Source organism: Shewanella maritima, from assembly GCF_004295345.1.
Taxonomy (GTDB): Bacteria; Pseudomonadota; Gammaproteobacteria; order Enterobacterales; family Shewanellaceae; genus Shewanella; species Shewanella maritima.
Genome location: NZ_CP036200.1, coordinates 281,152 through 305,043, shown reverse-complemented (window position 1 = coordinate 305,043; position 23,892 = coordinate 281,152). Strand labels below are relative to the sequence as shown.

20 protein-coding genes and 1 pseudogene are annotated in these 23,892 nt (G+C 44.0%); 14 read left to right on the top strand and 7 right to left on the bottom strand.

The window, feature by feature from the left end; translation table 11 throughout:
* Positions 1–534 precede the first annotated feature (534 nt).
* Positions 535–906 (bottom strand): diacylglycerol kinase, encoded by a 372-nt coding sequence (locus EXU30_RS01390; protein WP_130597473.1) that lies wholly within the window; start codon positions 904–906, stop codon positions 535–537.
* 265 nt (positions 907–1,171) lie between these two features.
* Between EXU30_RS01390 and EXU30_RS01385 the strand changes: the two genes are divergently transcribed.
* From EXU30_RS01385 to EXU30_RS01375, 3 genes are all read left to right on the top strand, one after another.
* Entirely contained in the window at positions 1,172–2,128 is a 957-nt protein-coding gene (locus EXU30_RS01385) for a DNA ligase (protein ID WP_130597472.1), read from the top strand.
* A 476-nt stretch (positions 2,129–2,604) separates the two neighbouring features.
* The gene (locus EXU30_RS01380; RefSeq protein ID WP_130597471.1) at positions 2,605–3,057 is read left to right on the top strand and encodes a DUF695 domain-containing protein; all 453 of its coding nucleotides are present in this window, start codon (positions 2,605–2,607) and stop codon (positions 3,055–3,057) included.
* Between the two features lie 539 nt (positions 3,058–3,596).
* Positions 3,597–4,064 carry a low molecular weight protein-tyrosine-phosphatase gene (locus EXU30_RS01375; protein WP_130597470.1) on the top strand — a complete coding sequence of 156 codons (468 nt, stop codon included), beginning with the start codon at positions 3,597–3,599 and terminating at the stop codon, positions 4,062–4,064.
* Between the two features lie 214 nt (positions 4,065–4,278).
* Here EXU30_RS01375 and ylqF read toward each other — a convergent pair whose 3' ends face one another.
* Both ylqF and EXU30_RS01365 read right to left on the bottom strand, forming a co-directional pair.
* Positions 4,279–5,214 carry a ribosome biogenesis GTPase YlqF gene (gene ylqF / locus EXU30_RS01370; RefSeq protein ID WP_130597469.1) on the bottom strand — a complete coding sequence of 312 codons (936 nt, stop codon included), beginning with the start codon at positions 5,212–5,214 and terminating at the stop codon, positions 4,279–4,281.
* A gap of 115 nt (positions 5,215–5,329) precedes the next feature.
* Positions 5,330–6,169: a 2OG-Fe(II) oxygenase family protein gene (locus EXU30_RS01365; protein WP_130597468.1), complete on the bottom strand. Its 840-nt coding sequence runs from the start codon at positions 6,167–6,169 to the stop codon at positions 5,330–5,332.
* A 493-nt stretch (positions 6,170–6,662) separates the two neighbouring features.
* Between EXU30_RS01365 and EXU30_RS01360 the strand changes: the two genes are divergently transcribed.
* Entirely contained in the window at positions 6,663–7,577 is a 915-nt protein-coding gene (locus EXU30_RS01360; protein WP_130597467.1) for a bifunctional methionine sulfoxide reductase B/A protein, read from the top strand.
* A 115-nt stretch (positions 7,578–7,692) separates the two neighbouring features.
* Here EXU30_RS01360 and EXU30_RS01355 read toward each other — a convergent pair whose 3' ends face one another.
* The 3 genes from EXU30_RS01355 to rne all read right to left on the bottom strand — a co-directional run bounded on the left by EXU30_RS01355 (position 7,693) and on the right by rne (position 14,272).
* Entirely contained in the window at positions 7,693–8,880 is a 1,188-nt protein-coding gene (locus EXU30_RS01355) for a C45 family autoproteolytic acyltransferase/hydrolase (protein WP_130597466.1), read from the bottom strand.
* 286 nt (positions 8,881–9,166) lie between these two features.
* Positions 9,167–10,726: a SulP family inorganic anion transporter gene (locus EXU30_RS01350; RefSeq protein WP_130597465.1), complete on the bottom strand. Its 1,560-nt coding sequence runs from the start codon at positions 10,724–10,726 to the stop codon at positions 9,167–9,169.
* Between the two features lie 186 nt (positions 10,727–10,912).
* The gene (gene rne, locus EXU30_RS01345) at positions 10,913–14,272 is read right to left on the bottom strand and encodes a ribonuclease E (protein ID WP_130597464.1); all 3,360 of its coding nucleotides are present in this window, start codon (positions 14,270–14,272) and stop codon (positions 10,913–10,915) included.
* Between the two features lie 594 nt (positions 14,273–14,866).
* Here rne and rluC point away from each other — a divergent pair.
* Positions 14,867–15,823 (top strand): 23S rRNA pseudouridine(955/2504/2580) synthase RluC, encoded by a 957-nt coding sequence (gene rluC / locus EXU30_RS01340; protein ID WP_130597463.1) that lies wholly within the window; start codon positions 14,867–14,869, stop codon positions 15,821–15,823.
* A 75-nt stretch (positions 15,824–15,898) separates the two neighbouring features.
* Positions 15,899–16,549, top strand: coding sequence for an HAD-IA family hydrolase (locus EXU30_RS01335; protein WP_130597462.1), 651 nt, complete (start codon positions 15,899–15,901; stop codon positions 16,547–16,549).
* A gap of 240 nt (positions 16,550–16,789) precedes the next feature.
* Here the strand turns inward: EXU30_RS01335 and EXU30_RS01330 are convergent, their stop codons facing one another.
* A complete protein-coding gene (locus EXU30_RS01330) occupies positions 16,790–17,407 on the bottom strand; it encodes a Maf family protein (RefSeq protein WP_130597461.1) in 618 nt (205 codons plus the stop codon).
* A 237-nt stretch (positions 17,408–17,644) separates the two neighbouring features.
* Here EXU30_RS01330 and yceD point away from each other — a divergent pair, with 237 nt between their 5' ends.
* The 8 genes and pseudogenes from yceD to fabF all read left to right on the top strand — a co-directional run bounded on the left by yceD (position 17,645) and on the right by fabF (position 23,868).
* Positions 17,645–18,169 carry a 23S rRNA accumulation protein YceD gene (yceD, locus tag EXU30_RS01325; RefSeq protein WP_130597460.1) on the top strand — a complete coding sequence of 175 codons (525 nt, stop codon included), beginning with the start codon at positions 17,645–17,647 and terminating at the stop codon, positions 18,167–18,169.
* Between the two features lie 18 nt (positions 18,170–18,187).
* Positions 18,188–18,358 carry a 50S ribosomal protein L32 gene (gene rpmF / locus EXU30_RS01320; RefSeq protein ID WP_011496728.1) on the top strand — a complete coding sequence of 57 codons (171 nt, stop codon included), beginning with the start codon at positions 18,188–18,190 and terminating at the stop codon, positions 18,356–18,358.
* A 15-nt stretch (positions 18,359–18,373) separates the two neighbouring features.
* Positions 18,374–19,401: pseudogene (gene plsX / locus EXU30_RS01315) on the top strand (phosphate acyltransferase PlsX).
* Positions 19,402–19,409: 8 nt separating this feature from the next.
* Complete coding sequence (locus tag EXU30_RS01310) at positions 19,410–20,369, top strand: beta-ketoacyl-ACP synthase III (RefSeq protein WP_130597459.1); 960 nt, start codon at positions 19,410–19,412, stop codon at positions 20,367–20,369.
* 50 nt (positions 20,370–20,419) lie between these two features.
* A complete protein-coding gene (gene fabD, locus EXU30_RS01305) occupies positions 20,420–21,346 on the top strand; it encodes an ACP S-malonyltransferase (RefSeq protein ID WP_130597458.1) in 927 nt (308 codons plus the stop codon).
* Positions 21,347–21,356: 10 nt separating this feature from the next.
* Positions 21,357–22,097 carry a 3-oxoacyl-ACP reductase FabG gene (fabG, locus tag EXU30_RS01300; protein ID WP_130597457.1) on the top strand — a complete coding sequence of 247 codons (741 nt, stop codon included), beginning with the start codon at positions 21,357–21,359 and terminating at the stop codon, positions 22,095–22,097.
* Between the two features lie 161 nt (positions 22,098–22,258).
* Entirely contained in the window at positions 22,259–22,492 is a 234-nt protein-coding gene (gene acpP, locus EXU30_RS01295; protein WP_011496723.1) for an acyl carrier protein, read from the top strand.
* A gap of 137 nt (positions 22,493–22,629) precedes the next feature.
* Positions 22,630–23,868: a beta-ketoacyl-ACP synthase II gene (gene fabF, locus EXU30_RS01290; RefSeq protein WP_130597456.1), complete on the top strand. Its 1,239-nt coding sequence runs from the start codon at positions 22,630–22,632 to the stop codon at positions 23,866–23,868.
* Positions 23,869–23,892 lie beyond the last annotated feature (24 nt).

Sequence of the window (23,892 nt, the reverse complement as noted above, 5' to 3'; positions counted from 1 at the left end):
TGGTTTTAGCGCTTTTTATCGTTATGAATGCCAAAAGCGACGTTTACTTCGTTGCTCAGGACTAATTTAGACTCAAAAGATATTAGCATCTTGTAACCAAATGTGAAGCGGTTGTGATAAAAATATTGTGGTAAATCAAATTTGTGCAGAAGTTGCGGCATTTATCGCGTCAAAGTTTATTGCAAATTCTTGCAAGTGACATTTTTTGCGACTTAAAGTTGGCATATCACATAATTTTGACGCTCTTAAAGTCAATATTTACTGTTAAGCAAAGGGCTAAGCGCTTAAATGAGTGCAGAGGGATTTTTGAACTTAAAGAGTGCTAGCACTGGATGAAAATGCGGAAGTGTTCAGTGATAGAGCAAGGTGTGAGTTGGTGGAAATTGAGCGAACGTATGAGAGTGTGCACAAAGTGCTGGCAAGATTTAAGCGCTGGCAAATGCACTTAATCGAATACCCTTAATAGAATGCGCTCAACCTAATGTACACAAATTGGTAAGCGCTTAAACTTATAATGGATGAATTAGCCTGAATTTACATAAACGCATTGATGAGCACTGCGCCCCAGACAATGCCGCATAAGGTTAATGCGACAAATACTGCTGCTGAGCCAATGTCTTTAGCCCGGCCGCTTAATGGGTGAATGTCGTCACTTATTCTATCTACTACAGCTTCAATAGCAGAGTTCACCAGCTCGACGATGAGCACCAGAAAAACACATGCAACAAGCAATAGCTTTTCTACCAGAGTGACTGGTAGCAATGCCGCGATAGGTAGCATGATTATCGCTAGGACAAGCTCTTGACGAAATGCAGCTTCATTTTGCCAGGCCGCTTTTAATCCTTTCATCGAAAAGCCGGTCGCGCGGATAACGCGTTTAATTCCATGATTGTTTTCTGGTTTCATAAGACTTTGTAGTTGTTATCAGTTGTGTAATGGATGGTCTATGCTTGTTTGGAATGGCATTATGCCACTGTTTTATACCAATTGGGATAAATAAGTGACCAGAGATTACGCAGGAAAAATCGCTTAGAACAAGGCGGAAATTACAGCTAGCTAGTTACTCTACCTACAAAATTTCTAACGAAGTTATAAGCGCTTTTAACCAGTAAGAATGATCAAATAGTTGTTCTAATTGGTATTCTTATATCAACAAGCAAGGAAGCTAACTATGAAATGTCGCGCCCAGCAAGCGCCTGTTTGCATGTGCATTTTAATCATACTTTCTGCAGTTTCAATCAAGTCAACTCAAGTACCGTATCGATTACATCTGGTCATTACTTTGTTACTTAGCTTATTACTCAGTCTGTTATTGGGTGTGTGCAGCGCCGAGTCAAATGCTGACACCTTAGACTTATCAAAAGTGCAAGACACTCCGCCGCAGTTACAGTTAGCCAAAATATATCAAAGTGATATGCAATTAGAGAATTACCTAGTCAGTGAAAAGCTTGATGGTGTGCGCGGTGTGTGGACTGGAACAAAGCTTGTCACCAGAAAGGGTAACGCCATTGATGCGCCTGATTGGTTTATTGCGCAACTGCCCAAGGGCGTTTGCGTTGAAGGAGAGTTATGGCGTAAACGTGATGACTTTGAAACTATTTCTGCTCTAGTGAGAACCAAACAACAAACTGAGCATACTCAAGCTTTGTGGAAACAAGTGAAGCTTATGCTGTTTGATGCCCCTTGTGTAGACGGCAACTTTGCAGAGCGCTACATGTACTTGAAGCAGTTATCAATTGGCAAAGCTAACGTTGGTGCGATAGAGCAGAAAAGGGTGTCTTCAAATGATGAGTTGTTCGACTGGCTAGATGATGTGGTCACAGCTGGCGGTGAAGGGCTGATGCTGCATAAAATGAATGCACGTTATTTCCATGGCCGTACAGACAACATAGTCAAGCTCAAACCCAAACATGACGCTGAGGCAAAAGTGGTCGCTTACACTGCAGGTAAAGGCAAGTACCAAGGCATGGTTGGCGCTTTGGTGGTCGAGCTAGAAGATGGTATACGTTTTAAAATCGGTTCAGGCCTTACCGATGTTCAGCGACAATCTCCGCCGCCCTCAACAGTATTATCACCTTTGAATATTCGGGGTTACCAAAAAGGGCGTACCACGGTTTGCTCGGTTTAAACGAGTTAGGCATCTTGATAAAGACGATTAGCCTTAAATTCAGATCGTCAATGCCACGCTAAATAGGGCTGCGCGATTAAATTACTTTCTATATGAGAGCTGAGCAGCATTTACCAATGATACTATGACTGTGTTTTTATACAGGTTTAATTTTTATGCAGGGAACTTCGCTAATCGCTTCTCGTTATGTAAGTTACAAAATTCTCGGTTTACCAAATGAAATACTGATAAGTTACTGATTTTATAAGTTTAAAATGTTATCAATCGTTTACATAACGAGACCTGATAATTCTCAGTTATCTAAATTCTCGGTTTCACCAGCGCTAGATGCTATTGCTGTTTCTAGATTTGGTTGGTAAGTTATTGGAAATATTAATTAAAAAGTGTATTGCAGTTTGAGTTCTGGCGAAATGTTAATGGATTAAATCGGAATTCCCGCTAATACGCTGTTAGGTATCAATGAAAGGACGCGTGTAATGTCAAACTGGGACTTTTATAAAGCCAATATAAATCAGAACATAGCATCTATCTATTTGGACTTAGACGCAAAATTAGATTTAGAGGAAAATAACCTAGATACGTTAAGCTGGCTATTCATAAAGCTCAAGTACGAGCGCGATGATGGATTAAGTCACGATGATGAATTTGATGCATTGTGTGATTATGAAGATAATATTGAAAATGCAATAGAAGGTTCAGAAATTCACTATGTTGGACGCATAACAACCAACGGCATGAGGCAGTTTTATTTCTATTCAGCAGACTCTTCTTTGTTTGAAAAAGTAATAAATGATGTATTAGATTCAAAAAGTGATTATCTTTATCAAATAGGTTCAAAACCTGATCCAGAATGGAATCAATTTAAAAATGTTTTGTATCCTGGGGAGCATGGTTTAAATCAAATTCAGTCAAGAGAAGGTGATACCTAACAAGCCAATCAAGTCGGACGTATAACAGTTGGCTGCGTTCACTTCGTTCACAATTTTAGCCAACTATTATTCGCCGCTTATTGGGGCGTTAGCTGTACATAAGGATTTGGCATCACTACTCTAAAACTATTAATTCTATCCTTAGTGGTTTTCGTCATCGTGACCTATCTTTACGTTTTCCGAAACCAAGAGATACGAATTGACTTCATTCCTAAACAATTTGAGTTTTGTGAAAAGATCATTTCTAAGGGTGATGCGGAGTACGATGATCTAGTCAAAGTATTAACTAACCATGAAGATGGTTGGGTAGCTTCTTATTCTAGTTTCGCTCCAATTAGAGTTTACTATTCTCCAGCCTTTCAAGTTAATGTGGTGGGGAAACAAGTCGTTGTATCATATAAAACTGATAACGGTTATCCTCAATTTGTTAAATTAATTAAGTATGATTGGTCTAGTTACTGTGCAAAGTACAGCTAACAAGCCATTGCTAATGCTCCGGCCTGATTAAAGAAGAACATATATTTTAAGTCATTGTATTTATGAAAGATAATAAGATTTCTAGCGTCCTATTCGTATGTATGGGCAACATTTGCCGCTCGCCAACTGCAGAAGCGGTATTTAGGCAGCAGGTTGCTAAGCATCAACTAGATGTGTTGGTAGATTCTGCTGGCACAATTGCTTATCACCAGGGGAATGCACCAGATCCACGTTCTGTAGCTGCGGGTGTTAAACGTGGCTTAGATTTTTCAGGTATGAAAGCAAGACAAGTTACTGACAGTGACTTTGAAAACTTTGATCTGATTTTAGCGGCTGATAATGACAACATGGCGGATTTACAAGCACGCTGCCCAAGCCATTTACAGCACAAACTTAAAATGATTTTAGCCTTTGGCGATGCAGATATAACTGAAGTGCCAGACCCTTACTATGGCGGTGATAAAGGTTTTGAGTTGGTGTTAGATTTATTAGAAGACAGCTTGTCGGCGCTTGCTATCAGCATTAAATAGCACGTGGTTTAGCCAACAGTGCTAAGAGCTAAGTGCCAAGTCTTAAAATAAGTAGCCGATTTTAAGCTAATAAAAAGCCACAGTGATGACTGTGGCTTTTGCAGTTTTCGGCTTAGGAAAGCTTAAGCGCAATAGGGATAAACGTTAGACGCAAACATGCGCGGTTAATATTTAGCGCAAGCATTAGTGCAAACACTACTTAGAACAGAGGTAACTAGTGACGCTTACCTGAACGTTTACGTTTTTCCTGCTCTTGTTTTTGCTTTTTAAGCTCTTCTTTTTCTGCCAGTAGTTCTGCCACTTTTTGCTTTTCAACTTCCGCCATTGCTGGAGTTTCAAGGGTTAGCTGACCAATCTTGCCTGAGCGGAACTCGTGTAATAACAGCTCTGATACTTTGTGGTAATCAATACGACCGCCACCGCTCAATGCGCCACGTGAGCGGCCAATGGCTTCTAGCAGTTCAATATCGGTTTCTGGCAATTCTTTTAGCTTGTAACGCTCCATCATTTCTTGAGGGTACGCTTTTAAAAAGTACTCAGCTGCGAACATGGCGACATCGTCATATTCCATAGCCGTATCTTTAATCGCGCCAGTAACTGCTAAGCGGTAGCTGCTTGATTCGTTGTCTACCTTCGGCCACAAAATGCCTGGTGTATCGGATAGTACGATACCATTGCGCAGATTAATGCGTTGCTGATTTTTAGTCACTGCTGGCTCGTTACCCGTTTTCGCGATAACGCGACCTGCAAGGGTATTGATAATGGTAGATTTACCCACATTTGGGATCCCCATGATCATGGTGCGAATGTCTTTTTCGGTAACGTCGCGGTGAGGCACTAATTTACGGCAGATATCAGGGATTTTTTTGACCATGCCAGGTTGCAGTGTGGTGATTGCAGAGGCTTTGACACCTTGCTCTTGTTCAAAATACTCAATCCACTGCTCGGTAATTACCGGATCGGCAAGATCAGCTTTGTTGAGTAACTTGATGCATGGTTTTTCTCCACGCAGTTTGGCAATCATCGGGTTTTCACTGCTATATGGGATACGCGCGTCGAGCACTTCAATCACGAGGTCGACTTGAGGCATAACCTTCTCGATCTCTTTACGCGCTTTATGCATGTGTCCTGGGAACCATTGAATAGCCATGATGTTGCCTTTTGTCACTCAAAAATGAAGCGGTATTCTACCTTGTTCATTGATTAAAAGCACAAAAAAAGCGCCCGAAGACGCTTGTTTGTTGTGCAGCTGTTGGGCCCTAAGCTTAAATCACCCCAAGTTCGCGTAGTCGCTCCATAAGGTAAGAGTCGGCTGTGTATTTGTCTGACAGCACTACCTCTGGGTTTGGATGTAAAAATAGCGGCAGTGAAATGCGAGATTTAGTTTTGTCAGCGCCTTGTGGGTTTATCACACGGTGCGATGTTGATGGGAAGTAGCCTTGTGAAGCTTCTTGCAGCATGTCACCTATGTTAATGATGAGGTTACCAAAGTCACTTGGCACATCAATCCATTCGTCAGTTTTAGTTTTAACCTGTAATCCTGGCTCATTGGCGGCAGGTAATATGGTGATAAGGTTAATATCTTCATGTGCAGCAGCGCGAATTGCGCCTAGTTCTTCATCACCTTGAAGTGGCGGATAGTGTAATACTCTAAGCAAGGTTTTTTGGCTGTTCTCAATCATTTGCGATAGCGGGATTGAGTAGTGTTTGGCTACATCTGCTGGCGAGTATTTTTCAATCCAGCTGAGTAATTCTGCAGCTAACGCGTTGGTTGACTCATAGTATTTAAGAATATTTCGCTTAAGTTCTTCAGGTATTCGGCCCCAAGGGTACACATGGTAGTACTCTTTAATGTCTTTAACGCTATGGCCTTTGGCGGTTTCTGAGATAGAAGCTGGGAAGAATCCGTCTTGTGTTTCTGGTTTAAACAAAAAGTCATCTTTGTTGTCGCTATTGAAAAATTCGTACCATTGCTTGTAAATGGTCTCTACCAGCGATTGCTCAATAGGATGGTGGCTTAAGACCCCAAAGCCAGTTTCATGGAGCGATTTTACAAATTGCTCGGCGCAGTTATCACTGCGGTAGTCGATAGTTTCTAGTTTCATATTTATGATCTTATTTTTATCAGTTTTTGTATAAGCATTTTTATCAGCATTGGGCGAGTTCTTGTGACTCACTCCAACTTGAACCCGAGCTAATGGTAGCTATTGTCGCAATTGGCTGCAATTATTTGATCATGATCACTAGGGCCTGCTGTTCTTTGCTGATTAGAATTTGTTCGAATTAAAAGCACTTTAATCGAGGCGTGAGCGATGAAGTCTAGTCACCTAAACAAATTCGCTCGCAACAAAGAGTAAAGTGCTTTTAAACGAACCTTTCAGGCAGCGCTTGTTGTCATTTCTACTGCGTTAACGACTTATCATGTGGAGCAACCACACATCAAAGTTGTTGCCTTGTATAAATTTCCAACAAGCAGCTGCAAAAATAATCTTGAAAGAGCAACAGGCCCTATACTACCGTACACTTTATAGAAGTTAGGTCGTATCATCATATTGACTAGACCGAGTCCAAAGGTGAGATTTGTGGTAGAGGAAAAACATGAAACCACTAACAGAGTTTGAACGTTATGTAATTGAGCAAAAGGGCACTGAGAGGCCGTTTACTGGCGAATATGTCGATCACAACGCCAAAGGAGTCTACTGCTGTAGGCGATGCGAAGCACCGCTTTATTTGAGTGAACACAAGTTTCAAGCCCATTGCGGCTGGCCTGCATTTGATAACGAAATCAAAGGTGCGGTAACACGCGTACCGGATGCTGATGGACACAGAACTGAAATCGTATGCGCTGAATGTGGTGGTCACTTAGGGCACGTATTTGAAGGTGAGATGTTAACGCCGGCTAACGTGCGCCATTGTGTTAACTCGGTGTCGATGACGTTTAAAGAAATCGAAGCGAGCGAAATAGGTAATGAAGCTAAGCAGTCTACTAAGCTTGCCACCTTTGGCGGCGGTTGTTTCTGGTGCTTAGAGGCGATATTTTCACGCTTAGATGGGGTTGAGAAAGTCACTTCAGGTTATAGCGGTGGCTCTGCAGAAGATGCCAACTACGAGAAAGTATGTAGTGGCAACACTCATCATGCTGAAGTTGTGCAGGTAGAGTTTGATGCTACGAAACTTGATTATCAAACCTTGCTTGCGGTGTTTTTTAGCTCACACGACCCAACCACGCTTAACCGCCAGGGTAATGATGTAGGCCCACAATATCGCTCAGTGATATTTGTGCATGATCAAGTGCAAGCAGACCTAGTTAATGCAGCGCTTGCTGAGCTTGAATCTAAGCAGGTGTTTAATAACCCAGTTGTGACGCAAGTGGTTAAATTTGATGAGTTTTATGCCGCCGAACTAAAACATGAAAATTATTATGCAAACAATCCTCAACAGTCTTATTGTCAGATGGTGGTTAAACCTAAAGTCGATAAGGTGACTGAGCTGTTTCAGCACTTATTGAAGTAACTTTCTGTTTAGTAGAGGGTTGTGTAGCAGTGGGTTGTGTATGCGGTAGATAGCAAAAGAGCGACCCAATGGTCGCTCTTTTTAATACTAACACTAGCTGACTACTATTTAGTATCTAGTAGTTAGTCATGTGAACTGGCTTGTGCTCACTGTCAGTTTGGAAGTAAACATCAACTTTCTTACCGTCAACTTTATAGTAAGTGTTGGTTACGGTACCCATCATGTCACCACGGCCTTTCCAAAGTGGTTTGCTTTGCAGAAGCTCACGTACTTCTGACTCTGGAGTCTCAACAGATGCTTTCGCCATGAAGTTTTCAGCTGCATCTTGACGTGCAAGAGAGTGTGCTGCGAATGCTTCATCAACAAACTCAGCAGGCTGGCTGTAAACAGAGTGGTTAGCGTGTGCTTTGTACTCACCCTCAGAGTAGTTTACTTTACCGCCGTAAGTGTTCTCGATGTTCATCGCAGGCTGGTTAGCAGAAGCTACAGTGTAAGTGAAAAATGCTGTGTATTCTGGGTACTTGTTGAATACTGACTTAATACCTGCGTAGTCTTCAGTGTTGTATACATCCCAGCTTAGGTAGAAAGAAGGAGTCGCTGTATCGCTCAGGATCTCACCGCCGTCTTTTTCACGTAGCGTACCTTGGTCAGCCATGGTGTTCATGGTCATTACTTGAGCACCTTTGGTGACACCACCGTAAGGGATTAGACCAGCCCAAGTTTGGATCAGGCGAGTTTTACCGTCAGTGTCAGTGTGTTTAAGCATTAGCAGACCAGTGTAGTTAACACCCATGTAGTCAAAGTTAGATGCTGCCCATGCTTTATTGCCTGAAGCCGCTACTGCCATTGAAGTACATTTTGCTGGAGCAGATGGGGCGTGAGCACCTTTTTCAGCCTGTAGGAAGCCCATACCGCCGTTGCGTTGAGATTCAAGGATCGCTTCATCTGACATAGCAACAGCTAGAAGAAGGTTAGGGTTCTTGTTTAGTTGATCTGCAAGACCGCGAATGTAAGATGCAGATTCTGGGCTAGCTTTCTTAAGCTTAGCGAATACTTGTTGGTCATCAAAAGACTTAGATAAAGACTCTGCACTTAGGCCTGGAAGCATTTGACCTAAGGTGTCGCTGAAACGCTCGATTGCGCTTTCTACTTGGTTACCAGCGACTTCACCAACGTGTTTACCTAGCTCGTAAGTAGAACCCGTGAACTGTACTTCACCGATTTGATCTGTGTGTTGGATAAGTTCTGCGTTAGCGCTAAACGCGGTGAATGCGATTAAACTAGCTAGAAGGGTCTTTTTCATGATTTAACCTTAACAATGTGTTTCGACTTGGTTTCATCATAGGACAAGGTTTTTAACTAGTATTTATTAAAATGTTTAGAATGCCTTAGTAAATATAAGCGTTTGAAATAAAGGCTAGATCACGGTTTTTATTGCCTAAACGAAATAGCTCCCAAACGATTTGCGATGCCAGCCTCATAGGTATCGGTTAGAAAATGACTGGTAAGTGCGTTAAAAAAATAGCGACCACTAGGGCCGCTATTTAGTTTGGTATCACTGAGTGCTCAAGCCTAAAATTTAAACAGGTTTATGAGTCAAGCTTATCGTCAGCCACCTTGTAGTGTGGATCTTCAATCATGTTCACTTCGACCAAGTCACCCGCTTTATGCAGTAGCGCTTTACAATCCTGACTTAAGTGACGCAAATGTAGCTGTTTACCTGCTTTTAAATAACGCTCAGCAAGGGTGTCGATGGCATCTAATGCTGAGTGGTCGGCAACGCGTGAGTTTTGAAAATCAATGATCACATCTTGTGGATCATCTTCTGCTTTGAATAGTTCAAGGAAGTTTGCCACCGAGCCAAAGAATAGCGGGCCGTTTACACGGTAAATTTTCCAGCCGTTAGCGTCTGTCGATACTTCAACGTTAATATGCTTAGCGTGCTCCCAAGCAAATACAAGAGCAGACACGATAACACCAACAAATACCGCAAAGGCAAGGTCGGTAAATACGGTTACGGTTGTCACAAGTACAATCACGAATGCATCGTGCTTAGGTACTTTGCGCATCACCTTAAAGCTTGCCCATTCAAACGTGCCAAGTACCACAATAAACATTACACCAACTAGCGCTGCCAGCGGGATAATTTCGATGAATGCTGCGCCGAACAAGATAAAGGTTAGTAAGGCTAGGGCAGCAGTAATACCTGATAGGCGACCACGACCACCAGAGTTGATGTTAATCATTGATTGACCAATCATCGCGCAACCACCCATAGCGCCGAAGAAGCCAGAGGTAATGTTACCAACACCTTGGCCAACACATTCTTTGTTGCCTTTACCACGGCTATTGGTCATTTCGTCGATTACCGTTAGGGTAAGGAGCGATTCAATCAAACCAACTGCCGCTAAAATACAGGCGTAAGGCAAGATGATGTAAAAGGTTTCGAAATTGAATGGCACGCTTGGGATGGCAAATGATGGCAGGGTACCTGCAATGGTTGCTGCTTCATCACCACTCATGGTTTTCAAAAAGTCTAATACGTTGCGGGTATCAAGATCTAAACCAACTACTAAACCAGTAACCGTTAAGATAGCAACCAGTGAAGAGGGCACAGCCGTGGTTAGCTTAGGTAGAAAATGAATGATTGCCATGGTTAGTGCCACTAACCCTAGCATGATCATTAATGGCTCTTGTGCCATCCAAACCATGTTGCCTGCAGCGTCTTTGACTTTAAACTGGCCAAGCTGAGCAAGGAAAATAACAATCGCCAGCCCGTTAACAAAGCCTATCATTACCGGGTAAGGCACAATACGGATGAATTTACCCAGTTTAAATACTCCGGCGAGAATTTGAATAATACCGGCGAGTACAACGGCGGCAAACAGGTATTGCACGCCGTGCTCAACAACCAATGAAACCATTACAACTGCCATTGCGCCGGTTGCACCAGAAATCATCCCCGGTCGGCCACCGATGACTGCGGTAACTAGCCCCATAATAAATGCAGCGTATAAACCTACCATAGGTTCAACATGTGCCACGAATGCGAAAGCTACGGCTTCCGGGATCAGTGCCAGTGCCACGGTTAATCCCGAGAGAATATCGGCTTTGCTACTACTTGTTTTGTGTCGAAGAAGATCGAACATGATGCCTCTGATATGTATTGTTGGGGTTGTCAAAAAAATTGTGAGCATGTTAACAAAAATTAATCACTCACTAAACCTGAAAATAGCCTTAAGTAGAATTATTTAACTTTAGGAGTAGCTAATGTCTTTTCAATATTCAGGCATAAAAAAACCACGCCTAAGCGTGGTTTTTCTTAGGGTTAAAGGTTATTGACCAGGGCGAGCCATATCTGATGACGCGCTGTTTGCTGTCATCGATTTAGCTGGTTTAGCCGCAGGTGCTTGAGCACTTGCATAGTCTTTACCTTGTGGTGTTTGTTGCGCAGCGCGCACTTCCACACTTGGCTTAGCCATTTCTGAGCCAACCATAGAGCCAAATCGACTCGCAGTTGGTTTCGCTGCTGGGGCTGACACGCTGTTGCCTTCACTCTCAACTGGAGTCTCATTTGACTCTGCCGCTACTTCGGCTTTGTCTTGAGCTTTAGGCGGTTTAATCGCTGCTGGCTTAGCCATAGGTGCAGATGCGTTAGATGCTAGCGCACTCGCAGGTTTTGCTGGCTCTGCTGATGCTGTTGATACAGGCGCTTCAACAGCTTGCTCAGTTGGCGCTTCAGCGACCTTTTCAGTAGCCGGAGTTTCAGCTGGCGCTTCAACTTTTGCTTCAACAACTGGAGCTTCAACCACTGGCTCTTTCACTTCAGCAGGTGCTTCAACTACCTTTTCGGTTGCTGGCTTTTCAACAGGTGCTTCAGCAGGTGTTTCTGTTTCAACAACCACTTCAGTTACGGTTTCAGCAGCTACTTCAACAACAGGCTCTGCAGCTGGCGCATCAACAACCGTTTCAGTTGTCGGTGCTTCAATTACAGCTTCAGGAGCAGGCGCGTCTACTTTAGCCTCAGATTTACTTGGTGCTTCTGATGTACTTGGAGCTTGTGCTTCACTTGTCGCTGAGTTGTTTTCTGCGTCAAGTTGCTTTTCAAGTTCATCTACCGGAGTAAACACTGGTGCTTGAGCGGTATCTTCATCGTCACGGCGACGGCGCTGGCCTGCTGCACGCAGGTGGCGAGGGCTGCGACGGCTACGACGCTGACCTTCACGCTTACCGTCTTCAGCTTTATCTTCCCCAGTTGTTTCAGCTTTGTCTGTAGTAGCCGCTTCAGCTTTTTCTGTGGTTGCAGCTTCTGCTGTCGCTTGAGAAACCTCTACGCTTTCAGCTTTAGCTTCAACAGCAACACTAGGTTGTTCAACAGTCTCTGCTTTAGCCTCTGTTGCTACTTCTAACGTTTCAGCCGCTTGCTCAGTTTCTTGCTCAACTTTTTTCACGCGCTCTTTACGAGGACGGCGAGTACGAGTTGACTTTTGCTCTTTAGCTTTTGGCGCAGCTTGGCCTTCGCTGTTTTGAGTGTCAGCCGCTGGCTTTTCTGTAACTTGCGCTTCGACAGTCGCTTTTACGTTTGCTTCTTCAGTTGCTAGCGCAGCTTGTGTTTGCTCGTTATTAGTCGCTTCGTTTTCGATGCGAACTTTACGGCGCATATTACGGCGTTGACGACGCTCGCGAGCCGCTTCTTGCTTAGGGCTCTTTTCTACGTTGTCACGCTTTGGCTTGCTGTTGCGGTTAGCTTTGTCAGCAGACTTATTACGCTTGTTCTCGTCTTGATCAGCTTTACCTTTATTACGCTCATTGCGATCAGCGTTACGATCAGCATTTTTGCGTGAACGGTTGTCATTACCGTCTTTTGCATTCGACTCACCACGCTTACGACGTTTGTCATTACGGTTATCTTGGCGCTCGTTACGACGGTTACGACGATTTTGCTGACCGCCTTTTTTACCTTTGTTCTTGTCTTTGTTGTCAGACTTTTCTTCTTCGCTGCCAAATAGCGAGGCAATAGCACTGAAGATGCGACTGAATAAACCTGGCTTTTCTTCTGCCTTAGCTTTCGCAGGCTTAGCTGCCGGTTTAGCTGGCGTTTGCTTAGGTGCACCAAAGCCTTTGATTGCTGGCTCAGGCGCTGCTGCACGCTCAAGTTTACGTGGTTCGTATAACTTGTTTTCTGGCTGTTCAACGCGCTTGTAGCTCGTTTCAGTCACTTCATCGTCAGCTTTGCGACGTACTACGCGATATTCTGGCGTTTCCATGTGACGGTCTGGGATCACGTACACTTCAACGTCATGACGCTGCTCAGTAATGCGGATTGCTTTACGCTTTTCGTTAAGCAGGTAAGCCGCTACATCAACAGGTACTACCGCTTCAATTTGCTTGGTGTTCTCTTTAATTGCTTCTTCTTCCATTAAGCGAAGAATAGACAGTGCTAGAGATTCAGTGCCGCGAATAGTGCCTTGACCGTGACAACGAGGACACAGGTGACCTGCAGACTCTTCAAGAGAAGGGCGCAGACGCTGGCGCGACATTTCCATTAAACCAAAGCGTGAGATACGACCAAGTTGAACGCGAGCACGGTCACTGTGGACAGCATCACGCATGCGGTTTTCAACTTCACGTTGGTGGCGAACTGGTGACATATCGATAAAGTCGATAACCACTAGACCACCTAGGTCGCGCAGACGTAATTGACGAGCAATTTCATCAGCGGCTTCTAAGTTAGTGTTGAGTGCCGTCTCTTCGATATCGCCGCCTTTAGTTGCGCGGGCAGAGTTAATATCGATTGAAGTTAATGCTTCAGTTGGGTCGATAACAATCGAGCCACCTGATGGCAGGCGCACTTCACGTTGGAATGCTGATTCAATTTGCGACTCAATTTGGTAGTGAGTAAATAGCGGTACTTCCGACTCATAGCGTTTTACACGCTCTACAAAGTCAGGGCGCACTAATCCAATGTGTTGCTTAGCTTCGTCAAAGATACGTGGGTGGTCAATTAAGATCTCACCAACATCACGGCGTAAGTAATCGCGAATTGCACGTACAATGACGTTACTTTCCTGATGGATTAAGAAAGGCGCAGGCTTGCTGTTAGCCGCTTCTTGAATCGCTTCCCAGTGATGTTGTAGAACTTTAAGGTCCCACTTTAGCTCAGCTGCATCTTTACCTACACCGGCTGTACGAACAATTAAGCCCATACCTTGTGGTACTTCAAGCTCTGACATTGCAGCTTTAAGCTCGCTACGTTCATCACCTTCGATTCGACGAGAAATACCGCCTGCGCGAGGGTTGTTTGGCATGAGGACCAGGTAAGAACCCGCAAGGCTAATAAAGGTTGTTAGTGCAGCACCTTTGTTGCCACGTTCTTCTTTATCAATTTGGATGATAACTTCCTGACCTTCAGACACCACTTCTTTGATGTTTGGACGGCCTTGGAAAGAGTAACCTTTAGGGAAGTATTCGCGAGCGATTTCTTTAAGTGGTAAGAAGCCGTGACGCTCAGCACCATAGTCAACAAAAGCTGCTTCTAGTGATGGTTCAACACGGGTGATTTTACCTTTGTAGATGTTTGACTTTTTCTGTTCATGACCTGGGCTTTCAATATCCAGATCGTACAGTTGTTGCCCGTCAACAAGGGCTACACGCAACTCTTCTGATTGAGTTGCATTGATTAACATGCGTTTCATGATGACATCATTCTTCTAATAATGGTCATCAAACAACAGATTGTCTGCATTACGGGCCTGATCTTCTAAAGTGCAGCCGTCACGGCTGGTATCAGGCTGGGAGGTGCGCATTACTGTTAGACGCAATCGCTGCGTGTCGCATCCTATTTATGGCTTATTTTCTAGTTGTTACAAAAACAAGGAATTCGTTAGTCAACAAACCCCATAAATCAATTTCTAGTCCGTTAATGCCCAAGTCGAATCGTGTTGTCTGATAACAAGCTAAAATATTGTTCGATTTTGGGGCGAATTTGGGTAAAAGAAACTAAGAAAATTTAGTTGCTACTTACGGTTTAACTGTAACAGCTAATTTGGCTGTTTAAATATTAGTACAGTTTGCAAATCAATGAGTTGCGACCGATAAAGTTCACTTGTTCTTTTACTTATTCTTCGCAGGATGGGGATTTGTGAACACTTTATCCACTGCTTACCCGCATCTAGTCGGCAAATATAGCAATAAACATATAATTCAGCAATCAAAACTCGGCATTCTTAATATATCAATTGCTAACTAAGATCAGTTACAATGTCGCGGTAATAACAGTATGGCGTAACATGAAAACAGAAATCTCCACTAAAGTGCAGATGGTCACGATTGACGAAGACCATTTTGAGCAGCGTATCGATAACTTCCTTCTTACCAAACTTAAAGGCGTGCCGAAAAGCATGGTCTATCGCATTGTGCGTAAAGGTGAGGTGAGGGTAAACAAAAAGCGAATTAAGCCTGAGTACAAGTTACAAATTGGCGATATCGTGCGTATTCCTCCGGTTCGCGTAGCTGAAAAAGACTATCGCACCGCGCCGTCGGCAAACTTATCGCAAGTTGCGCAACTTGAAGAGCGTATCATCCATGAAGATAAGCACTTAATTGTGCTGAATAAGCCTGCTGGCATCGCGGTTCACGGTGGTAGCGGCGTTAACTTTGGGGTGATTGAAGGCTTACGTTCATTGCGTCCGCAGCAAAAGTTTTTAGAGTTAGTACACCGTTTAGATAGAGATACATCCGGAGTATTGCTAGTCGCTAAAAAGCGCAGCGCACTTAAGCATTTGCATGATCAACTACGCAAAAAGACCATGCAAAAAGATTACCTTGCGCTAGTGCGCGGTGATTGGCAGGCAAAAGATAAAGTGGTGAAAGCGCCGCTGTTAAAGATCACCTTAAAATCGGGTGAGCGCATTGTGCGGGTTAACAAAGAAGGAAAAGAGTCTGAAACTCGCTATAAGATCATGCAGCGCTACCGAGGTGCCACATTAGTTAAGGCTTCGCCCGTGACGGGTCGAACCCATCAAATCCGTGTTCATTGCCAATACACAGGCCACGCGATTGCTTGTGATGATAAATACAGCACCCAGCAGTTTGACGACAGCATGAAAGCTATCGGTTTAAATCGTCTATTCTTGCATGCTGCAGAGCTTAAGTTTATTCATCCAGACTCTGAAGTGACCACCATAGTTAAAGCGCCGCTTGATGACGTGTTGCAAAACACATTGGATAAGTTAAAGAAAGCGTAACTATGTAGGCGCGGCTATCGTGTTTATGTAGGTTTGATTGGCACACCTTTATTAGAATTGAACGAATCAAGTTAAATGACGAAAGACAGTAAGAAGTATCAGCTAGTCATATTCGATTGGGATGGCACCTTAATGGATACCATCACGAAAATTGTGGTGTGTATGCAAGACGTTGCCAAGCAAATGGGTCAGCCTGTCCCGAGTGAGCAACAAGTACGGGATATCATAGGTCTGTCGCTACCCACTGTGATGCCAATTTTGTTTCCTAACGCCATTGATAAGCAAGAGGAGTTGGTGGAGTGTTATCGCCAGCAATATAAAAGCTGCACCATTGACACGCCAATGTTCGAGGGTGCGGTTGAGCTTATCGAGCAGCTTTATGATGAAGGTTACACCTTAGCTGTGGCAACGGGTAAGGCAAGACCTGGACTAGATAGAATGCTAGTGACGACAGGCTTAGGTAAGTATTTCAAAGCGACTCGCAGTGCAAGTGATGCTGCGAGCAAACCTGACCCTCAAATGCTCAATTCATTACTCAAAGAGCTCAACGTAAGTGCAATTGATGCTGTAATGGTTGGTGACTCGATAATCGATATGACCATGGCATCTAATGCAGAGATGGACGCCATCGGCGTAAGCTACGGTGCTCACAGTGAGGCTAAGCTGCTCAGCGCTAACCCAGTTGCTGTGGTTAACACTCCATCAGATATAAAGGGCTTGTTGTAGCGGCTGTTATAAAGGGTAAAGCTATCGCAAGATTAGCCTGTTTTCTGGATTTGCAAACACAATAAGTTTGAATAACTTATTTTTAAAAAGCTAAAGGGGAGCAAATGTTCTCCCCTTTAGTTTTATATAAACTCATATCTATCGCCGCTTTTTGTCGCGACTTATTGAATTCGCCTTGTGCGTAGTGTTTTCAAAACGCGAGAGATAAGACGTTACACGTTAAATAGGCTTTCTGGTTAACTACAACACGTGCACGTCATGCTGACTAAGTAGGTCGATAAGCTTGATTAACGGCAGGCCAATTAAGGTGTTTGGGTCGTCACCTTCAAGTTTGTCGAATAGCGCAATACCAAGCCCCTCACTTTTAAAACTCCCCGCGCAGTATAGTGGTTGCTCGGCTGACACGTAATTTTCAACTTGTGCTTTGGTTAATTGCCGAAAATGTACAGTAAAGGGCTCAATGCAGCTATGTACTGTGTTCTTGTTAACATCTAGCACTGCAAGCCCTGTATAAAAGGTGATGGCTTTTCCAGAGGCACTAAGCAGTTGCTTGACCGCATTTTCATGGGTCAGCGGTTTACCAATTATTTCACCATTAATCACCGCTACTTGATCGCTACCAATAACCAAGTGCTTAGGTTTCTCTGCGCTTGTGCCGTTAGAGGGCTTTTCTAAGCACATTTTTGCCACTGCTTTTGCTTTTTCAATCGCAAGGCGTTCAACTAATGCTGTTGGCGACTCTCCTGTAAGAGGGGACTCGTCAATGTCTGGACTTAAGCAGTCAAATTCGAGGTTTAATTTGGCCAATAATTGTTGGCGATAAACTGAGCTAGAACCCAGGGTTAACTTAGCTTTCATGGTATTTTTGATTAAATAATTATCTGATGGCTGAGAGTTTACTAAAATTAATTTCTAAATGTAGATTTTTAGCGATCAACAGCTTGTTTTGAACCATGCTGTTGGGTAGAATTCTGCTTCGTTTTAATATGGCGTTAGTTTAAAAGAGCACTTAGCCCACGAATAGGGTGATAAATCATCGTATTTAGGGAAATTTTCTTTGACTCTGACGCTTGCAAACTATAATATGCGCGCCTTATGCAAACAGTAAAGATACCGGTTTCAATTGATCCAGTTCGCGCCGCCACGAGTCGTCTTCGTTACGAAGGCATCATTCCTGGCAAGCAGAACAAGCGATTAAATGAATTATCAGCCGGCGACTGTTCCGACGTAGTTGTGTCGTTGGAATGTGGTGTCGACTTACAGGGGATAGTCTACCTTCGCGGGAAGGCTGTGACGGAGCTCACTCTGCTATGTCAACGTTGCATGACACAATTTACTACTGAGGTTACGGTCGACTTTTGTTTTAGTCCTTGTAAGACTGAGGCAGAAATCGATGAGCTCCCGGATGCGTATGATCCAATTGAGGTTAATGAGATTGGAGAAGTACGTCTACATCAATTGATCGAAGATGAATTGATAGTCGCTATGCCAATTGTTGCCATGCACGATGATGAAGATTGTCAGCAAGGTTCACAAGATATAGCTGTAGGCGAAATCGAAGAAGCTCAAGAGGAGCGTCCAAATCCGTTTGCAGTGTTAGAAAAACTGAAGAGCAAGTAATCGTAGGAGACAGGTCAAATGGCTGTACAACAGAATAAAAAATCTCGTTCTAAGCGCGGTATGCGCCGTTCACATGATGCATTGAGCACTGCTCAACTATCTGTAGACGCAACTAGCGGTGAACTACACTTACGTCACAACGTGACTGCTGACGGTTTCTACCGCGGTAAAAAGGTAATCAACAAGTAATTTGTTGCTAGCCTTATGAATAGTCTGACGCTTGCGTTAGATACGATGGGGGCGATCATGGCCCCCACATCACAGTGCCTGCCGCCGTGCAGGCATTGAAATCTCAAGCATTTCTAAAATTTATTTTGGTGGGTAACGAAGCCGAAATAAATCCACACCTTAAAGGTGTCTCCCCAGAAGTTACTTCCCGTATCGAGATCATTCACACCACCGAAGTTGTGACCATGTGTGATAGACCGATCCATGCTTTGCGTTTCCGTAAAAACAGCTCAATGCGTTTAGCGCTCGAGTTAGTTAAAGATGGCCGCGCTGCCGCGTGCGTAAGCGCCGGTAATACGGGTGCGTTAATGGCAATGTCGAAAATCATTTTGAAGATGTTGCCTGGTATTGACCGTCCAGCGTTGGTGTCTTGTCTGCCAGCAGTTACAGCCAAACCTGTTTACTTGCTAGATCTTGGCGCTAATGTCGCCTGTGACTCTGAGACTCTGTTTCAGTATGCGGTGATGGGTAGCGTGTTGTATGAAGCCATTCACAAGAACCCTCAACCAAAGGTTGCGCTATTGAATGTCGGCATTGAAGAGATAAAAGGCAATGACCAAGTTCAGCAAGCAGGGCAGATTTTGCAACATACCGATCAATTAAATTATGTTGGTTTTGTCGAAGGTGATGAAATCTATACCGGTAATGTTGATGTGATTGTGTGCGATGGATTCGTGGGTAACATCACGCTTAAAACTTCTGAGGGTATCGCTAAACTCTTAGTGCACCAGCTCAAAAATGGCCTTAAAGACGGTCTAATTGTTCGCTTATTGTCCAAATTAATAGCGCCTAGAATTCAAAGTGTTCTCAGCAAGATGAACCCCGACCACTATAACGGAGCAAGTCTGATAGGATTGCGCGGAATAGTAGTAAAGAGTCATGGAAACGCTGATGAAGCTGCCTTTTTACAAGCAATAAATCTAGCGGCAACTGAAGCGCAACGTCGTCTACCAGATATGATTAATGATCGTCTGGAGTCGATACTTTTAGACATCAATAGCTGATCTTTTTTATGCACACAAAAATTCTCGGAACGGGCAGTTACCTGCCTGCACAGGTTAGAAGTAACCAAGATCTCGAAAAAATGGTCGAAACCAGTGACCAATGGATTGTTGAACGTACTGGTATTTCTGAACGCCGTATTGCCGCTCAAGATGAGTCGGTATCAACCATGGGTTATCAGGCTGCACTAAATGCGCTAGAAATGGCGGGTGTTGACCCAAGTGAACTCGACATGATTGTATGCGGCACCACATCAGCGCCGAACGCATTTCCTGCAGCGGCATGTGAAATACAAGCCATGTTAGGCATAAAAAACATTCCTGCTTTTGACGTAGCTGCAGCTTGCTCAGGTTTTGTTTACGCTCTGTCAGTTGCTGATCAATTTGTTAAAAATGGCGCGGCTAAAAAAGTATTAGTCATTGGCGCCGATGTGCTTTCACGTTTATGTGAACCAGATGACAGAACCACTGTCATATTATTTGGTGACGGTGCTGGCGCTGCTGTTATTGGTACAAGCGATACTCCAGGTATTATCAATACCCATATCTATGCTGACGGTAGCCAAGGCGATTTGCTTAAATGCTCATTCCCTCCACGCGCTAATGAAAGCTCAGAAGCCGTGGGCTATATGACCATGAAAGGCAATGATGTATTTAAAGTCGCGGTGACACAATTGTCTAATGTGGTAACTGAGACATTGAAGATCAATAATGTCGATAAATCTGAAATCGACTGGTTAGTGCCACATCAGGCTAACTTTAGAATTATTAAAGCCACTGCGAAGAAACTCGACATGAGTTTAGATAAGGTGGTGTTGACGCTAGCGAAGCATGGTAATACCTCTGCTGCGTCAGTACCTATCGCATTAGATGAAGCAGTGCGCGATGGACGTATTCAGCGCGGTCACATGTTATTACTTGAAGCGTTTGGTGCAGGTTTTGCCTGGGGCAGTGCGCTAGTTAAGTTCTAATTTGACTGGTCTTTATACGACTAAAAATAACAACAAACAGGTATATACACATGGAAAAATTAGCATTTGTTTTCCCAGGCCAAGGTTCTCAAGCTGTCGGTATGCTTGCTGAACTTGCTGAGTCACAACCAGTTGTCGCACAAACATTTGCCGAGGCAAGTGAAGCACTGGGTTATGACTTATGGGAGTTAGTTCAGCAAGGCCCTGCTGAAAAGCTAAATGAAACAGATAAAACTCAGCCTGCATTATTGACGGCAAGCGTCGCAATTTGGCGCGCTTACCTTGCAGCTGACAAGCCTATGCCAGACTTTCTTGCTGGCCACAGTTTAGGTGAATACTCTGCGCTTGTGTGTGCTGGTGTCATTGAGTTTACCGACGCCGTTAAATTGGTTGAACTACGTGGTCAACTAATGCAGCAAGCGGTTCCTGCAGGCACAGGTGCTATGTTCGCAATTATCGGTCTAGATAATGATGCGATTGCTAAAGCTTGTGAAGAGTCGGCTCAAGGTGACGTTGTTAGCCCAGTTAACTTCAACAGCCCAGGTCAAGTCGTGATTGCTGGTGAGAAGCACGCGGTAGAGCGCGCAGCTGATGCATGTAAAGCTGCGGGCGCGAAAATGGCGGTTGCTCTGCCAGTGAGCGTACCATCGCATTGTGCGCTAATGAAACCTGCCGCAGATAGACTCGCCGTTGCATTAAAAGCAATTAATTTTAATGCGCCGACTATCTCTGTTATTAATAACGTTGACGTTGCAACGCTAACAGACGGTGATGCAATTAAAGATGCATTAGTACGTCAGTTATATTGCCCTGTGCGTTGGAGCGAAACCGTTGAGTACATGGCAGAGCAAGGTGTTACTCAAATGGCAGAGTGTGGCCCTGGCAAAGTGCTTGCGGGTCTTACAAAAAGAATCAACAAATCAATTAAAGCAAAACCTGTAAACGACAATGCTTCGTTTGCAGCTCTTACTGAATAAAGGAATTTTCATGTCATTTTCTGTAGAGGGCAAAATTGCTCTAGTGACTGGCGCTAGCCGCGGTATTGGCCGTGCTATTGCTGAAACACTTCAAAAGGCTGGTGCAACCGTCATTGGTACCGCAACCAGTGAAAAGGGCGCCGCTGCAATTCAAGCCTACCTAGGTGAAACAGGGTTTGGAATGGTGCTCAACGTCACAGATAGTCAATCAGTGGCCGATTTATATACTGAGATCAAAGAAAAAGCTGGCGATGTCGATATTCTAGTGAATAATGCTGGTATCACTCGTGATAACTTAATGATGCGTATGAAAGATGATGAGTGGCAAGACATCATTGACACAAATCTAACGTCATTATTTAAGCTAACTAAGCCAGTGATGCGTTCTATGATGAAAAAACGTCAAGGTCGTATTATCAGCATTGGCTCTGTAGTCGGTACTATGGGTAATCCAGGCCAAGTTAACTATTGCGCAGCGAAAGCCGGTTTGATTGGATTTACAAAATCTCTTGCGAAGGAGGTTGCATCTCGTCAAATAACAGTGAATGCTATTGCTCCAGGGTTTATCCAAACCGATATGACTGATGAGCTGACAGAAGATCAGCAACAAGCTATCATGTCGCAAGTACCTATGGAGAGATTAGGGCAAGCGCAAGAAATTGCCAATGCAGTATTGTTTTTAGCCTCAGATTCAGCCGCTTACATTACAGGTGAAACCTTGCATGTGAACGGCGGTATGTATATGGTTTAAAGCGATTGGCAGTAACATGCCAAATTTTTGAGTAACATGGGTAGCATTGAAATTGTAAATTTGTGGTTAGACCACAGAATCTATACTTGCAATGTTACCTCAATCTAATAAACTACTCGCAATCTTACGCAAGTGCGTAATTTGAATAGGAAAGAGAACTAATGAGCAACATCGAAGAACGTGTAAAGAAAATCATCATCGAGCAACTAGGCGTTAAAGAAGAAGACGTTAAATCAGCTGCTTCTTTTGTAGACGATTTAGGTGCAGATTCTCTAGACACCGTGGAACTAGTTATGGCTCTTGAAGAAGAGTTTGACACTGAGATCCCAGATGAAGAAGCTGAAAAGATCACCACTGTTCAAGCAGCGATCGATTACGTTTCTAAGAATCAGTAATCCAGAATTCTCAGAAACAGGCGGCAATTATGCCGCCTGTTTTTGTTTAAACCCCGATAAAACACCATCAACGTAAAATTCATTATGCTGTTTCTTGATTGCTTTTACGTTGGTTCATCACAATGAAGGTAATTACCATGTCTAAACGTCGCGTAGTGATTACTGGCTTAGGGTTAATCACCCCAGTTGGTAATGATGTGGACACCTCTTGGCAAGCATTGCTTGCTGGCCAAAGTGGCATCGAGCCTATCACCAAATTTGATGCTACCGAATATGGCACCCGCTTTAGCGGCTCAGTTAAAAATTTCGATATAGAACAATACTTATCGAAAAAAGACGCGCGCAAAATGGATCTGTTCATTCAGTATGGTATGGCAGCTGGCATCCAAGCTATGAATGACTCAGGTCTTGATATGAGCGCATTAGACCCTAGCCGCGTTGGTACTGCGATTGGCGCTGGTATGGGCGGTATGTGGTTGATTGAGCAAAACCACAGTGCATTATTAAAAGGCGGTCCTCGCAAGGTTTCTCCATTTTTCGTACCAAGCACGATTATTAATATGATTGCCGGCCATATGTCGATTAAGTATGGCATGACAGGTCCGAATTTTGCTGTAACAACCGCTTGTACTACGGGCGTGCATAACATCGGTTTTGCTGCGCGTACCATCGCTTATGGCGACGCTGATGTGATGGTTGCAGGCGGTAGTGAAGATGTGACTTGTCCACTTGGTGTAGGTGGTTTTGGCTCAGCAAAAGCGCTTTCTACTCGTAATGACGATCCAAAAGCGGCAAGCCGCCCATGGGACAAAGACCGCGATGGCTTTGTTATTGGCGATGGCGCAGGCATGATGATTGTTGAAGAATATGAGCACGCTAAAGCGCGCGGCGCAAAAATTTACGCTGAGCTTGTGGGCTTTGGTATGAGCGGCGATGCATTCCACATGACTTCACCTCCAGCCGATGGTGCAGGTGCCGCTGCAGCAATGGAAAATGCGATTAAAGATTCAGGCGTTGCTAAGACCGAAGTGGGTTACATTAACGCGCACGGCACATCAACACCTGCGGGTGATAAAGCTGAGGCTGCAGCTGTTAAATCTGTATTTGATGAGCATGCTTACAATCTGTTAGTTAGCTCAACCAAATCAATGACTGGTCACTTGCTAGGTGCAGCTGGTGCGGTTGAGGCTATCTTCACTGTACTTGCACTACGCGATCAACATGTACCTCCAACCATTAACCTGGATAATCCAGATGAAGGTTGTGATTTGGATTTCGTTGCACACACGTCGCGCAAACATAGTTTTGATTACGCTTTATGCAATTCATTTGGTTTTGGTGGCACCAACGGTTCGTTGATGTTCAAGAAGGTCTAATAGCAAGCAATTAATCGTCACTAT

Excerpts from the sequence above, each read along its gene's own strand:
- EXU30_RS01390 (WP_130597473.1), bottom strand. The coding sequence starts at position 906 with ATGAAACCAGAAAACAATCATGGAATTAAACGCGTTATCCGCGCGACC.
- EXU30_RS01385 (WP_130597472.1), top strand. The coding sequence starts at position 1,172 with ATGAAATGTCGCGCCCAGCAAGCGCCTGTTTGCATGTGCATTTTAATC.
- EXU30_RS01380 (WP_130597471.1), top strand. The coding sequence starts at position 2,605 with ATGTCAAACTGGGACTTTTATAAAGCCAATATAAATCAGAACATAGCA.
- EXU30_RS01375 (WP_130597470.1), top strand. The coding sequence starts at position 3,597 with ATGAAAGATAATAAGATTTCTAGCGTCCTATTCGTATGTATGGGCAAC.
- ylqF (WP_130597469.1), bottom strand. The coding sequence starts at position 5,214 with ATGGCTATTCAATGGTTCCCAGGACACATGCATAAAGCGCGTAAAGAG.
- EXU30_RS01365 (WP_130597468.1), bottom strand. The coding sequence starts at position 6,169 with ATGAAACTAGAAACTATCGACTACCGCAGTGATAACTGCGCCGAGCAA.
- EXU30_RS01360 (WP_130597467.1), top strand. The coding sequence starts at position 6,663 with ATGAAACCACTAACAGAGTTTGAACGTTATGTAATTGAGCAAAAGGGC.
- EXU30_RS01355 (WP_130597466.1), bottom strand. The coding sequence starts at position 8,880 with ATGAAAAAGACCCTTCTAGCTAGTTTAATCGCATTCACCGCGTTTAGC.
- EXU30_RS01350 (WP_130597465.1), bottom strand. The coding sequence starts at position 10,726 with ATGTTCGATCTTCTTCGACACAAAACAAGTAGTAGCAAAGCCGATATT.
- rne (WP_130597464.1), bottom strand. The coding sequence starts at position 14,272 with ATGAAACGCATGTTAATCAATGCAACTCAATCAGAAGAGTTGCGTGTA.
- rluC (WP_130597463.1), top strand. The coding sequence starts at position 14,867 with ATGAAAACAGAAATCTCCACTAAAGTGCAGATGGTCACGATTGACGAA.
- EXU30_RS01335 (WP_130597462.1), top strand. The coding sequence starts at position 15,899 with ATGACGAAAGACAGTAAGAAGTATCAGCTAGTCATATTCGATTGGGAT.
- EXU30_RS01330 (WP_130597461.1), bottom strand. The coding sequence starts at position 17,407 with ATGAAAGCTAAGTTAACCCTGGGTTCTAGCTCAGTTTATCGCCAACAA.
- yceD (WP_130597460.1), top strand. The coding sequence starts at position 17,645 with ATGCAAACAGTAAAGATACCGGTTTCAATTGATCCAGTTCGCGCCGCC.
- rpmF (WP_011496728.1), top strand. The coding sequence starts at position 18,188 with ATGGCTGTACAACAGAATAAAAAATCTCGTTCTAAGCGCGGTATGCGC.
- EXU30_RS01310 (WP_130597459.1), top strand. The coding sequence starts at position 19,410 with ATGCACACAAAAATTCTCGGAACGGGCAGTTACCTGCCTGCACAGGTT.
- fabD (WP_130597458.1), top strand. The coding sequence starts at position 20,420 with ATGGAAAAATTAGCATTTGTTTTCCCAGGCCAAGGTTCTCAAGCTGTC.
- fabG (WP_130597457.1), top strand. The coding sequence starts at position 21,357 with ATGTCATTTTCTGTAGAGGGCAAAATTGCTCTAGTGACTGGCGCTAGC.
- acpP (WP_011496723.1), top strand. The coding sequence starts at position 22,259 with ATGAGCAACATCGAAGAACGTGTAAAGAAAATCATCATCGAGCAACTA.
- fabF (WP_130597456.1), top strand. The coding sequence starts at position 22,630 with ATGTCTAAACGTCGCGTAGTGATTACTGGCTTAGGGTTAATCACCCCA.